General features: G+C 60.8%; 8 protein-coding genes. 6 read left to right on the top strand and 2 right to left on the bottom strand.

What is annotated here, in order from left to right; translation table 11 throughout:
• Positions 1–8: 8 nt before the first annotated feature.
• Positions 9–926 (bottom strand): hypothetical protein, encoded by a 918-nt coding sequence (locus tag Q9R34_RS11605; protein ID WP_485893827.1) that lies wholly within the window; start codon positions 924–926, stop codon positions 9–11.
• Between the two features lie 14 nt (positions 927–940).
• Positions 941–2,155 (bottom strand): OpgC domain-containing protein, encoded by a 1,215-nt coding sequence (opgC, locus tag Q9R34_RS11600; RefSeq protein ID WP_485893825.1) that lies wholly within the window; start codon positions 2,153–2,155, stop codon positions 941–943.
• Between the two features lie 322 nt (positions 2,156–2,477).
• On the opposite strand from opgC, the gene Q9R34_RS11595 reads away from it, so the two are divergent.
• From Q9R34_RS11595 to Q9R34_RS11570, 6 genes are read left to right on the top strand one after another with little or no spacing between them, the layout of a single operon-like run.
• Complete coding sequence (locus Q9R34_RS11595) at positions 2,478–4,298, top strand: glycosyltransferase family 2 protein (protein WP_485893823.1); 1,821 nt, start codon at positions 2,478–2,480, stop codon at positions 4,296–4,298.
• Positions 4,295–5,653 (top strand): DUF3131 domain-containing protein, encoded by a 1,359-nt coding sequence (locus Q9R34_RS11590; protein ID WP_485893821.1) that lies wholly within the window; start codon positions 4,295–4,297, stop codon positions 5,651–5,653. The genes Q9R34_RS11595 and Q9R34_RS11590 overlap by 4 nt, the downstream gene beginning before the upstream one ends.
• Entirely contained in the window at positions 5,650–7,200 is a 1,551-nt protein-coding gene (locus Q9R34_RS11585) for a DUF3131 domain-containing protein (protein WP_485893819.1), read from the top strand. The genes Q9R34_RS11590 and Q9R34_RS11585 overlap by 4 nt, the downstream gene beginning before the upstream one ends.
• A complete protein-coding gene (locus Q9R34_RS11580; protein WP_485893818.1) occupies positions 7,185–8,588 on the top strand; it encodes a DUF3131 domain-containing protein in 1,404 nt (467 codons plus the stop codon). Before Q9R34_RS11585 ends, Q9R34_RS11580 begins: the two co-directional genes overlap by 16 nt.
• Before the next feature lie 9 nt (positions 8,589–8,597).
• Positions 8,598–11,294: a response regulator gene (locus Q9R34_RS11575; RefSeq protein ID WP_485893816.1), complete on the top strand. Its 2,697-nt coding sequence runs from the start codon at positions 8,598–8,600 to the stop codon at positions 11,292–11,294.
• Positions 11,291–13,489: a glycoside hydrolase family 2 protein gene (locus tag Q9R34_RS11570; RefSeq protein WP_485893814.1), complete on the top strand. Its 2,199-nt coding sequence runs from the start codon at positions 11,291–11,293 to the stop codon at positions 13,487–13,489. The genes Q9R34_RS11575 and Q9R34_RS11570 overlap by 4 nt, the downstream gene beginning before the upstream one ends.
• Positions 13,490–13,587 lie beyond the last annotated feature (98 nt).

The following is a 13,587-nucleotide window of genomic DNA, read 5'->3' as shown; positions in this document are numbered from 1 at the left end:
AAAAAACCTCAGAAAGGAAGAAACCAGATAAGCGAGATGGTGCCCTCGCGAAACTTCGCGTTGGCGCTGCCGCGGCCGGGAAAGCGCGTGCCGCTATAGTTGCTGTACTGGAGTGAAAAGGAGCCGGGCGTATAGCCGGCGTAGCCAAAGCTGTAGCTGTAGTCGCCGTTCCACGGCTGCTGCTGTTCAGCGTGCGGAAACCAGAAGGCGGTGGCGCGGATAAAAAAGTGCTGCTTAAAGGTGTAGCCGCAACCGCCCAGGCCAACCTGCTTATTGGCGCGCAGATCGTTATCCGCCAGCGAATAGTAGCGCGGCACCCAGCTGACGCCGACCTGGCAGGTAAGCGCGTCCCCTTTGTTGATCAGCAGATGCTTCTCCAGCGCCTTCGGCAGCGAAAATTTGTAGGCGAAGGTAAAGGCGCCCTGTTCGAAATAGGTAAAGCGCGAATTTCCGGAAGGAAACAGGTGGTTATCGCCATAGTTGCTGTAGACCAGGCTAAAAGTATTGGGGTGCCAGTCGTCATAGCCGAAGCTGTAACGAAAATCGGTGGTGTATTTATCGAAATCGGTAATGGGAGCGCGCAGCGTGACGTTAGCGAACCAGAAGCTGTAGGGAGAATATTGCAGGCTGAGGTTCACCAGCTGATTGATTTTCTTTTTTTGCTGCGCCGATGTCTCGCCGTTAGGAATGGTGATCCACTGCTCTTTCAGCCCGCTTGAGAAGCTGAGCGCGCTGGAAAATTTATCTTTGTTGCCGGAAAAGAGCCGGCCCCAGCGGCTGGTAAATACCCCTGCCTGAATCGGCTCTTCGTGGGCCGAAACCGTTTCGCTGTCGGCCGCAACGGCATAAGCAGGCGCTGCCGCGCCTGCGGCGAACGCGATAGTCAGCCATCCTGCTCCTCTGGCCGAAAGCCCCGGGAAAACCATGCCGCACTCCTCGCTTAATTAGGGATAAAACGCCCGCCAATCTCTTTTTTCGCCATCCACCACAGCACCCCAAGCGCGGCAAGATGAATCAGCGTGTTGCGTATCCACGCCTGGTGCCAGAGGTCGAAGTCCACGAACTGGCTAACCGCCATCACCACGAAAACGTGCAGGATAAAGGTATAAAGCGAGTGCTGTCCGAGCGGGATAAGAAACCAGCCGACGGCGCGCTCGATGGGACGCCAGCAGAAAGTTAGCACCAGATAAACCAGCAGCATCAGGCTGAAGTCGTTCAGCACGCGACAGGGACCCAGGGCGTTTTTGCTGGCGAGGTGGTAGTAAAACCAGTTGAAATCGGCGGGCGGAATCACATGCAGCAGCAGGAATGAGGGCATAAAAGGATTGGTATGATTCTGCGCGACAAACATCATGATCAGCGCATAGATCACCATTACGCCCATCACAACATAGCCGCCCGGCGTGCGGGCCAGCGACATCAGTTCATCTTTATACCAGCCGCAGCACATGCCCAGCACATAGATAAACTGCCAGGCAAGCAGCGGGAAGGCGAATTCAAATTCCGCCACCGTCAGTCGCGTCGGCCAGAGATGATAGCTGACGTAGCCTGCCAGCGACGCGAGCAGCAGCCAGCCTGGGCGACGCCCCTTCAGCAGCGCCAGAAATAGCGGGCTGACCAGCAGCAGGCAGATATAGAGGCCGAGGATCTGCGTCTGATGCGGTCCAATTTGCAGGTAGAGAATGATATTGAACCAGGTCTCCTTGATCTGCGGCGTGGCAGGAAACAGCGACCAGACGGTGCCGGAGTAGCGATCGACGAAGTGGGTGACTTCAAAGGTATTGACGTAGGGAATATGCGACAGCAGCAGCATCAGACCGATGATGGTCAGATTGACCAGATAAATTTTTCCGGCGCGCCGCCACAGCGTCCAGCCTACCGTCAGCAGCACCTCTTTTTGCAGCCGCTGGCGGTTGAGCATGCCCAGCATAAAGCCCGACAAAATGACAAAACCTTCGGCGCCGGTGGTCAGGCCGAAGCGCTCCCAGGTAAAAATATTCACCAGCGACAGGAGCTCAGTGTGCGCCACCACCATCATCACCAGCGCGATGCCTCGCAGCATATCGACGCGCAGATCGCGCTTTCCGGGCACCGCATAGCGCCACGCGCGCCAGTCAACGCTTACCGTTTTAGGCTCAACCGCCACATCCGCCATAAATGATTACCGTGAATGATGGAATGATATTTCTTAGTTAAATGAATTAGATTGTTACTCTGTAAGAAGAAGTTTAGCGCTGTTGCTGTTTAAGTCACGCTGAAATGAAAAAATTCTTAATTACCTTGTAAATGGCTGTAATTTAATACTATATAAAATGTCAGGGAGATTCAGGCAATAAGTTGGTTAACCTTTATACATTCTTGCTCCGCTATAAATATAAAAATACCTTAATAATAACTATTTAGTAATCTAATGCATTAACCGTTACCGCCAGGTGAAAAGATAATCAACAACGCATTCGCCATTGAACCGAGACGCCATGGATTATTACTTTTCACGCTTTGAACATCGACGTCCGCCCGCCCCGCTCCATACGCCGCTGTGGGTCATGCGGATCTGGCAGGTGCTGGCTGTGGCCGGGCTGATTCTGGGGGCGAATTACATCCGCTGGCGCTGGATGGAGTCGCTTAACATGGACGCGCTCTGGTATGCCATTCCGCTGGCGCTGGCGGAGACGCTCGCCTGGGTCGGCACGCTGCTGTTCACCATCAATATCTGGCAGGTCAAGGATCCCGCCTGTCCGCCGCCGCCCGAGGAGATTAACCAGTGCCTGCTGGAGCAGGACCGCACCGATGCGCGTCCCCCGAAGGTCGATCTCTTTATCGCCACCTACTCCGAGGATCCCGAGCTGGTGCGTCTTTCGATTCGGGACGCGCTTAAGCTGACCTATCCCACGCCCCTCGACCTCGCCATCCACGTGCTGGATGACGGTCGGCGGCCTGAAATGCGCGCGGTGTGCCAGGAGGAAGGGGTGAACTACATCACGCGTGAAAACAATATCGGCTTTAAGGCGGGCAATATCCGCAACGGCATGGAGCAGACCGACGGCGACTTTCTGGTGATTTGCGATGCGGATACCCGCGTCTTCCCCACGCTGCTGGCCAATACGCTGGGCTATTTTCGCGATCCCGACGTCGCCTGGGTGCAGACGCCGCAGTGGTTCTACGATCTGCCTGAGGGCGAGCGTTTCGCCGACTGGCTGCGCCGCCGTGCCGGCCTGCCGGGCTACCTGTTCGGCCGCGCCGCAGAGGGGATTTTCGGGCGACTGACGGTCGGCAGCGATCCTTTTTTCAACGATCCGCGCATGTTCTATGATGTTATCCTGCGCCGCCGCAACTGGGCGAACGCCGCATTTTGCTGCGGCGCGGCGTCGGTTCATCGCCGTGAAGCGGTGATGCAGGCGGCCTTGCGCAGCTACGTATTCAGCGTCGAAGAGGAGATTGCGCGCCACACCCGCGACATTCGCGACGAAGAGATGCGCGCCACGCTGAGTCAGGCAATGCGCCCGCACGTGATCGCCGATATCGAGCTGACGCCCTACAAATTTCACGTCTCGGAAGATATCTACACCTCTATCGTGCTGCACGGCGACAGCGGGCGGCGCTGGCGTTCGGTGATGCATCCCGGCATCGAGTCGAAAATGCTGTCGCCGCAGGATCTGCTTACCTGGATGATCCAGCGCTTTAAATATGCGGCGGGTTCGCTGGATATTCTGTTCCACGACAAGATTTTCAGCCGCCGCCGCTTTACCCTCAGCCTCGGGCAGACGCTGATGTACGGCACCACCTTCTGGTCCTATCTCGCCTGCATCTGGAACACCGTATTTCTGATCTCGCCGCTGATCTATCTCTTTACCGGCATTCCGCCGGTGTCCGCTTACTCGACGCCCTTTTACCTGCACTTCCTGCCTTTTTTCATCGTGTCGGAACTGGCGTTTATGTTCGGCACCTGGGGCATCTCCGCCTGGGACGGTCGCTCATCCTATCTCGCCTTTTTCTCCGTCAACCTGCGCGCCCTGAGTACCGTGCTGCGCGGCGAGAAGGTGAAGTTTCACGTGACGCCCAAAGAGCGGCAGTCGGGGCGCTTTCTCTATCTGGTGAAGCCGCAGCTGGCAATTGTGGCGCTGACGCTGCTCGGCCTGATCTGGGGCGGCATTCAGGTGGCGCGCGGCAACGTCGACGACCCGTCGGGCTACGTGATTAATATCTTCTGGGGCGCGGTCAATATCGCCGCCATGATGCCAATGATTATGGCGGCGATGTGGACGCCGCCGGCTACGCAGGAGGCGGAAGCGGAATGAGCCTGAAATCGGGCATTTACAGCGCGCGCAGCTATCTCACGATTCTGATCGGCTTTTTAATCGGCTTCGCCATCGTACTGTGGGTCGAGCGGCAGATGCCGACGCGGGTCGAAACCACGGACGGTATCGTGCTGAGCAAGTCGTTCCCGCCCTTGCCTGAGCAGCGCGAACTTACCTTTGACGAGGCGGTGTGGGCGCGTATCGCCTGGCAATATTTTGTTAACAACACGCAGACCAACGGGCTGGTGAGCGCCGAGGCGGATAAGCCCTGGCTCAGCCTGTGGAGCACCGGCAGCTATCTGCTCGCGGCTATCGCCGCCAGGCAGCTCGCCATCATTCCCGACGCCGAGTTCGACGATCGCATCGGCTCGGCGCTGGCGGCGTTAGACGCGCTGCCGCTGAAGCCGGACGGTTTGCCCGCCGCCTTTTACCACGCTGACACTCTGGAACCTCTGCCGTCTGCGGACGAAAATGCGGGTTCGGCCATCGATATGGGCCGCCTGCTGATGCCGCTGCAAATCCTGCTGTGGCGCTATCCGCAGCATGCGGCGGCGGTCAATCAGCTGCTTTCGCACTGGCAGCTCGCGGGGCTGCTGAAAAGCAGCGGGCCACAGGGCGCCAGTTTGCCGGTCAACCGCTGGGTCATCCGCACCGACGATCCGCGCGGCAGCTACGGCTATCGCCTGTATGCAGGCAGCGTGCTGCGGCTGATTAACGCCTCCGCCGGCCTGGCGGTCAGTCAGCCGCCGGACGGGCTGAAGCTGGTGGAGATCGACGGGCACGCGGTGCCTGATGAGGGACTACGCACGCCCTGGGGCAAGCAGCCGTCCCTGATCAGCATGCCTTATCTGCTGACCGGGCTGGAGCAGGGTTTCGACGCGCGCAGCGGCGAAATTACCTGGCGCATTATGCAGATCGTCCAGAACCGCACCGGCACGCCGTCTGACGCGGGCGAGATCAACAGCGACTATGCCGAGCAGGCGCCCGACTTTGTCGGCGCGCTGCCCGGCAGCCAGCCGCTGCCTATTCAGAACATTAACGACAGCGCCAGCGAAACGCTCGCCAGCCGCGCCCTGACCTCAACCCGTTCCGCCTTCGCCTGGTATGCGCTGTTCCGCAACCGCTGGAGCGAGGCGCTGCGCAAAGGGATGCTGCCGATGATTGAACCTGGCAAGGGCTGGAAAGCAGGCTTCAACGCCGACGGCTCGGTCAACGCCGCGATCGATGCGGATACCAACGCGATGGTGCTGGAGAGCCTCTCCTATATTGCCCACGGCCAGCTTCTTTGCCTGGGCTGTCTCGCCGCCCCTTTACCCGCTAAGCAGCCGCAGCAACAAGGAGTAACAACGAAATGAGATCTTTATGGCTTCGCCGTTCCGGCCTCGCTGCCCTGCTGGCTGCGCTGCTGCTTCTGGCGCCTGCGATGCAGGCGGCGGTCAGCCTGCCGGCATCTGATTACAAGGTGCGTCACGGCGAACTGACCGAGCGCGAAATGGCGGTGGCGAAAAACGCCTGGGCCTATTTTGTGGCCAACACGCAGCCTACGACCGGCCTGGTGAACGCGGTAAATAAATACCCTTCCACCACCATGTGGGACAGCGCCTCTTATCTGGCGGCGCTCACGGCGGCGCGCGAGCTTGGCATTATCGATAAGGCGGAGTTTGACCGGCGTCTGCTGCAGTTTATGGCGACGCTGAACAAACTGGTGCTGTTCCAGAATCAGGTGCCCAATAAGGCGTACAATACCATTACCGGCCAGAAAGTAGACTACCTGAACAAACCGGGCGAGATCGGTTTTTCCGCCATTGATATCGGCCGCATGCTGCTCTGGCTGAAAATCATCAAAGAGCGCTATCCCGAGCACGGCAACAACATCGACAACGTGGTGCTGGGCTGGGATTTCACCCATGTGGTGGATGACTGCGGCACGCTCTACGGCGCCTATCTCGACGGCAAAAAACAGCCGCAGTACGTGCAGGAAGGCCGACTCGGCTATGAGGAGTACGCCGCGGCGGGCTACCAGCTGTGGGGCTTTACCACCTGCCAGGCGAGCCGTCCTGAGCCTTACGCGCTGGCGGATATATACTGCGTGCTGGTGCCCTACGACACGCGCGATCCGCGCATGACCAACCAGCACAACTACGTCGTCACCGAATCCTACCTGCTGCACGGCCTGGAAATGGGCTGGGACAACGCTGACGACCGCGATAACGATGCGCGCGACTTTAGCCATCTGTGGATGAAAAACTTCGCCGACCGCGTCTATCAGGCACAGGAAAACCGCTACATGATCACCAGGACGCTCACGGCGCGCTCGGAGCATCAGCTCGATAAATCCCCGTACTTCGTTTACGACACCGTGTTTAGCGACGGCTACAACTGGAACACCATTACCGACAAAGGCCAGTATGTGCCCAACGTCGCGGCGGTTTCGCTTAAGGCGGCGCTCGGCATGTGGGTGCTGTGGGACTCCCCCTATACCGACCGCCTGTTCGACACCATCGAAAACGCCGATGAACAGGGCAAAGGCTATTACGAAGGTTTGTATGAAAATGGCGACGGGCCGATCAAAGAGTTCACCGCTAACAACAACGGCATCATGATGGAGGCGCTGCTGTTCAAGAAAGAGGGCAAGCTGCTGCGCTTCAACAGCAACGATCCGCGTAAGGCCAGCTATGCGCCCTCAATGTGGGAGAAACGGCTGGTCGATATCTTTGACCCTAACAACACGCCGCGCAATCGCCCGTTCCTTAACGTCACGCCAGGCATTAAAAACTGGTGCGAGCAGAGCGGCACCGCCGTGCGCAGCGCCCCGTCGTGTCAGGCCTGCAAATGCGCGCGCTGCGACAGCCAGGCGCCCGTTAAGTTACCGCCGGTGGCGACGACATGCCTAAAACAGTAATTCGTCTCCTTCTCGCGCTGCTGCTGGCGCTCGCGCTGGTGGCTGGCCTGCTCGCCTGGAACCAGGCGGCAGGCTGGCGCTGGCTGGTCAACGGCGGCTGGCACACCACCGCGCGGCTGGGCGCGCTTAACGATCAGGAGCGACGCTGGGCGACCATCGCCTGGCGCTACTTCGAGAACAACGCGCAGCCGCAAACCGGGCTGGTGAACGGCAGCGATAAGCGACCGGTGGTCAGCCTGTGGCAAATGGGCGACACCCTGATCGCCCTTACGGCGGCGCGCCAGCTCGATCTGATCGACGACGACGCTTTCGATCGCCGCCTGACGCTGATCCTGGGCACCCTGAACCGGCTGCCGCTCACCTCGGCGAACGTGCCGAATCTGCTCTACAACGCCACCAGCGTCGCGATGGTGGGCTACGCCAACACGCCGCAGGTCATCGGCTGGTCGGCGAAAGATATGGCGCGGCTGATGATGGCGCTGCGCATCGTAGCGTCGTTTCATCCCCAGTACAGCGAATATCTGGAGCGCGTGATCCTGCGCTGGGACTTCTGTCGCGTGGTGGATGACAAAGGACAGCTTTACGCCGGGCAGATGCGCAATGGGAAACTGACGCCGCAGGCGGAAGGCCGACTTGGCGACAGCGAATACAGCGCGGCGGGATTCGGTCTCTGGGGCTTCGCCAACGATCAGTCGCTGCGCCCGCCGTCGCAGCATGTGATCATCGACGGGCTGGCGCTCGATGTCGATGCGCGCGATCCACGCACCACCTGGACGCCCGCTGCGATCACCACCACGCCCTACGTGCTGAGCGGTATGGAGTACGCCTGGACGCTGCCCGGCGCCGATCGCGAGATCGTCACGCTGCAGCGCCAGCGCGCCAGCAACGTCTACCGCGTGCAGGAGATGCGCTGGCAGCAGAAAAATATCCTGACCGCCCGCAGCGATTTCACTATCTCCGCGCCGCCCTGGCACGTTAACGACACCCTTTTCGCCAACGGCTATGCCTGGAACACGCTGGCTGACGACGGCAAATGGGTGCCGCGCCTTGCGCAGGTGTCGACCCGCGCCGTTTTCGGGCTCTGGGCGCTGTGGCAAACGCCCTTCACCGATGCGCTGATGGCGATGACCCAGCGGCAGAACGATGCGCAGCGCGGCTGGTTTGAAGGACGCGTTGAGGCGACCGGCGACTACAACCGCGCCATTACGCTCACCACCAATGCGATGGTGCTGGAGGCGCTGCTGTTTAAGGCCAATATGGGCGCGCTGCTGCGCGACAGCCAGCTGGGCGAGCAGAGCTATTTCCGTCGGCAGCTGGCCGATCCCTTCACCACGCCGAACCGCTGTTTTCCTGTTAACGCCGCCGCCCAGCGCGGTAGCCCTGATTGAGGAGGCGTCATGCCTGAAAGCCAGCTTCCTAAAGCGCTCGATTCGCTACGCGCGGCAGTGCTGATGTATGACGACCAGGAGCGCCTGATCGCCTTCAACAAGCAGGTGGCGCGCTTCTATCCCGGCATAGAAGCGCGTATTCGCCTTGGCATCACGCTGACGCAGCTGGTCGAGGAGTTTATCGCTTCCGCCTATATGACAGAAAATCAGCAGAGCCGCCAGGCGATGATTGATAACCTGGTCAGCCGCTGCCGCCTGGATAATCACAGCGAGATGCGCCGTATCGGCAACCGGCAGGTCTTTGTGCAGCACAACCGCACGCCAGAAGGCGGCATTGTCAGCCTGCATATCGACATCACGGGCTTCGAACCGATCAGCGAGTCGCGCAACCAGCTGCACGCCGACTTCGTGCTGGCGGCGGAGTCTACCCAGATCGGCATCTGGGACTGGCAGCAGGAAAAAGATCTGCTGCAGGTCAACGACGCGCTGCTCAATATGCTGGGCTACCCGCGCGAGACCTGGCACTACAGCGCCAGCTTCCTTGATACGCTGCTGCATCCCGACGACCGCGAGCCGCTGCAGCAGCTCTTCTCCAGCGCCAGCAACCAGCAGCTGCCGGTATTCGAGAGCGAAATCCGTCTGTTACACCGTAACGGAAACTACCGCTGGATGCTGCTTTCCGGCCAGGTGGCGAGCGTCACCTTTAGCGGCGAAACCGCGCGCGTCATCGGCACGCTGCAGGACATCACCAAACGCAAAGAGGCGGAGCAGCTTTCGTTGCAGGCGCTGGCCGCCGCGCGGGCCGCGAACGAGGCGAAGAGTATTTTTCTCGCCAATATGAGCCACGAAATACGCACGCCGATGAACGGCATTCTCGGCATGACCCAGCTCTGCCTGGATACTCAGCTCACCGCCGAGCAGCGCGAGTATATGACGCTGGTCTACCACTCGGCCCATACGCTGCTGCGCGTGATCAACGATATTCTCGATTACTCCAAGATTGAGGCGGGCAAGATCGAGCTGGACGAGGAGGAGTTTCAGCTGCGCGGCTTCCTGCATGCGCTGATGCGGCCGCTGATGCCCACGGCCTCAGAAAAGAGCGTCGAGCTGCTGGTCAACGTCGCGCCGGACGTGCCCGATCTGCTGACGGCGGACAGCGTGCGGCTGCGGCAGGTGTTGACCAATCTGGCCAGCAATGCGCTGAAGTTTACCCCATCCGGCGAGGTTGAACTCTCCGTGCGCCGCGACGCGCAGAGCAACCGGCTGCGCTTCCAGGTGCGCGACACCGGCATCGGCATTCCCGCAGACAAGCAGCAGCTGATTTTTGAATCCTTCAGCCAGGCGGATACCTCGACGACGCGCAAATATGGCGGCACCGGGCTGGGGCTGACCATTTCGGCACGGCTGGTGGAGATCCTGGGCGGCGAGCTGAGCGTGCAGAGTGAACCGGGTAAAGGCAGCGTCTTCAGTTTTACCCTGCCCGTGCCGCACCAGCCGGTCAGCGACGCGCTGAAGAGTTCGCCGCGCTTCGTCAGCGTGCCCGTGCTGGTGGTGGACGATAACGCCACCAACCGCCATATCATGAGCGATATGCTGCGCAATATGGGGCTGCTGCCGAGCCTGGCGGCCAGCGCCGACGAGGCGCTGGCGATTCTGGAGGCGCATCCCGGCTTCTCGCTCATCCTGCTGGATGCGCAGATGCCGGAAAAAGACGGCATGACGCTGGCGCAGGAGATCAAGGCGTCGCCCGCGCTGGCGGAGAGCCAGATCATTATGCTCAGCTCAATGAGCCGCGTGATGGATGCCGATCAGCTCGCCCGCATCGGCGTGAACTATTTTCTCGGCAAGCCTGTGGACCAGCGCGAGCTGTATGACGTCATCAGACAGGCGCTGACGCAGCAGCCCGCCCGCGCCGTCGCCCCGCTGCCGCCGCTGCGCGAGCTCGACACGGGGACGGAGCGGCCGCTGCGCATTCTGCTGGCTGAGGATAACCTGGTGAACCAGAAGCTGGCCGCGCATTTCCTGACGCGGCTTGGCCATCAGTTTGCCATGGTGGGCAACGGCCTCGAAGTGCTGGAGCAGCTGGATCAGGCGAGCTGGGATCTTATCCTGATGGATTTGCAGATGCCGGAACTGGATGGCGAGCAGGCGACGCGTCTTATCCGCGAGCGCGAAGCGAGCCGTCCTGGCCGGGCGCATCAGCGCATTATTGCCATGACCGCCCACGCCATGAAGGGTGATAAAGAGTTCTGCCTGCAGCACGGCTTTGATGGCTATTTGTCCAAACCGGTGAGTCTGGAGTCGCTGAACGACGAGATCCTGCGCGTGGTCACCCTGCCGACGCCCTCGCCGTCCGCCACGCCCTCGCCGCCGCCCGATCGGCAGACGCTGGCGGCACGACTCGGCCTGGACGACGCGCTGCTGAGCGAACTGCTGGCGCTGTTTGCCGACGGGCTGCCGGAGATGATTGCGCAGCTAAAAAGCGCGCTCTGCGAGCAGGATATGACGCGCATACGCCGCCTGGCGCACAAGCTGCGCGGCGAAGCCTCAACCTTTGGCTTTGACGCCTTCACGCGCTATTTACAGGCGCTGGAGGAGTCGGCCCGCGATGAGGCGCAGCTGGAAAGCGCGGCTTTAATCACCGAACTTGAGCAGCAGTCAGATGCGCTCTTCACTCAACTTCGCCATCTGCAGGAGAAGCTATGATGCGTTACGCCCTGGCGCTAAGCGTCTTGATTGGCGCGCCGCTGTACGCCGCGCCGCTTTCGCCTCCGCAAAGCTGGTCGCTGGCGGGCGAATGGCGCGCCCACGACGCCAACGATGCCGATTTTGTCGGCTGGCGCGGCAGCGATCAAAAGTGGCGCAAGCTGCGCGTGCCGGCAAACTGGTACAGCGCCGGCTGGGATCATCAGGGCGCGCTCTGGTACCGCACCGAATTTTCGCTGCGTAAACCGGCCGCCGATCGGCTGGCGACGCTGGAGTTCGACGGCGTCGATTACTTCGCCGACGTCTGGCTTAACGGCAAAAAACTGGCGCGGCATGAAGGCTATTTTCAGCGCTTCGCCGTCGATATTACCGATGCGCTGACGCGCTATAACCGGCTGGCGGTGCGCGTCGACAGCCCGTTTGAAGATCCGCAAAAGAACTGGCCGCTGCGCAAAAACCTGATGAAAGGCATTCTGAATCAGCACGACTCCCGGCCTGGCGGCGCCTGGTCGCCGCAGGGGCAGGACGCCAACTCCGGCGGCATCTGGTCGCCGGTGAGATTGCGCCTCAGCCGCAGCGTGGCGATCGATAACCTGATCCTCAGGCCCGACTGGTCGCAGGGGCTGACGCAGCCGCGCCTGCGCGTCGAGTTCGTCTATCGCGCCCCGGCGGCGAAAGCGGCGAGGCTGGAACTTACCGCCCGGCCCGATAATTTCAGCGGCGAGACCTATCGTCTCTCGCAGGCCGTGACGCTGCAGCCGAGCGGCGACGCGACGCAGCGCATCGCCGTCACGCTGCCGATGCCAAAGGCGCAGCTCTGGTGGCCGAAGGGCTACGGCAAGCCCAATCTTTATCAGGTACAGGTCAGGCTGCGCGACGACCAGGGCGTGCTTGACCAGCGCAGCAGCCGCACCGGACTGCGTCAGGTGGTCGAGCAACCGCAAAATCAGGGCTGGCTGGTCAACGGCCAGCGGCTGTTTATTCGCGGCACCAACTATATCGGCTCGCCCTGGCTCAGCACCATGACCAAAGCGCGCTACGCGCGCGATTTCGATATGGTGGAGCGGATGAACGCCAACGCCATTCGCGTGCATGGGCATGTGGCGAGCCGTGCGCTCTACCAGGCGGCGGACGAGCGCGGGCTGATGATCTGGCAGGATGTGCCGCTGCAGTGGGGCTATAACGATACGGCCGCCTTCGCCGATAACGCGGTCAGGCAGACGCAGGAGATGGTGGAGCAGTTCGGCAACTCGCCTGCCGTGGTGGTCTGGGGCGGGCAAAACGAACCGCCTTTCAACTCGCCGTGGATGGGCAAGCGCTTTCCCGACTGGCATAAGGATCTCAACCGCAACCTGATGCAGCGCGTTGCCGATACGCTGGCGCAGGACACCAGCCGCATTGTGCATCCCTTCTCCGCCGTTGAAGAGCACTACTGGGCAGGCTGGTATTTCGGCTCGCTGGCGAACCTGCTGGAGCCGGCGAAAACCGCCACCATCACCGAGTTTGGCGCCCAGGCGCTGCCCCGGCTCGCCACGCTGCGCACCTTTATTCCGCGCGGTGAGCTTTGGCCTGCCACCACCCAGCCGGGCGACCCCGGGTGGGTACGCTGGAAGTATCACAATTTTCAGCCTATCCAGACCTTTCAGAACGCGAAAATTTCACGTGGCGACACTATTCAGAGTTTTATCGCCAATACCCAGCGCTATCAGGCGCAGCTGGTCGCTATCGCTGCGGAAAGCTACCGGCGTCAGCGCTTTCAGCCGGTCACCGCGCTGTTTCAGTTTATGTTTGTAGAGACCTGGCCCTCGGCAAACTGGGGCGTTGTGGACTATTTGCGCCAGCCGAAGGCGGGCTACTTTGCGATGCAGCGCGCCTATCAGCCGCTGCTGCCGTCGATAGAGCCCAACAGGCTTGACTGGAAGGCGGGCCAGCCGGGACAAATCAACCTGTGGACCATCAACGATCTGGCGGTCGCTTATCCTGGCAGCCAGCTGCAGTGGCGCATCGTCCAGGGCGACAGCGTGCTGGCGCAGGGCGAGCAGCCGGTCGATATCGCCGCCGACAGCGGTAAAAAAGCGGTTGAGCTGCCGGTGACACCGTCACGTGCTGGCACGCTGCGCGTAACAGCGCGCATCGTCGATGGTGAGCATAAAACCCTGGCGCATAACCAGATGGAATTTGAGGTCGCGCCCTGATCGAAGCCTGGATTTTCCCTGTCCGGTATGCGGCACTGAGCTTTACCGGACGTGTGGGTAAAGGTGACTAAGGTGTCTGACCGCTCCTAAAGGTTTTC

The organism is Enterobacter sp. BRE11, from assembly GCF_031844285.1.
GTDB lineage: Bacteria > Pseudomonadota > Gammaproteobacteria > Enterobacterales > Enterobacteriaceae > Pantoea.
Note: the sequence above shows the minus strand (reverse complement) of the source record. Positions and strands in the feature narration are given on the sequence as shown.

Excerpts from the sequence above, each read along its gene's own strand:
- Q9R34_RS11580 (WP_485893818.1), top strand. The coding sequence starts at position 7,185 with ATGCCTAAAACAGTAATTCGTCTCCTTCTCGCGCTGCTGCTGGCGCTC.
- Q9R34_RS11590 (WP_485893821.1), top strand. The coding sequence starts at position 4,295 with ATGAGCCTGAAATCGGGCATTTACAGCGCGCGCAGCTATCTCACGATT.
- Q9R34_RS11605 (WP_485893827.1), bottom strand. The coding sequence starts at position 926 with ATGGTTTTCCCGGGGCTTTCGGCCAGAGGAGCAGGATGGCTGACTATC.
- opgC (WP_485893825.1), bottom strand. The coding sequence starts at position 2,155 with ATGGCGGATGTGGCGGTTGAGCCTAAAACGGTAAGCGTTGACTGGCGC.
- Q9R34_RS11575 (WP_485893816.1), top strand. The coding sequence starts at position 8,598 with ATGCCTGAAAGCCAGCTTCCTAAAGCGCTCGATTCGCTACGCGCGGCA.
- Q9R34_RS11595 (WP_485893823.1), top strand. The coding sequence starts at position 2,478 with ATGGATTATTACTTTTCACGCTTTGAACATCGACGTCCGCCCGCCCCG.
- Q9R34_RS11570 (WP_485893814.1), top strand. The coding sequence starts at position 11,291 with ATGATGCGTTACGCCCTGGCGCTAAGCGTCTTGATTGGCGCGCCGCTG.
- Q9R34_RS11585 (WP_485893819.1), top strand. The coding sequence starts at position 5,650 with ATGAGATCTTTATGGCTTCGCCGTTCCGGCCTCGCTGCCCTGCTGGCT.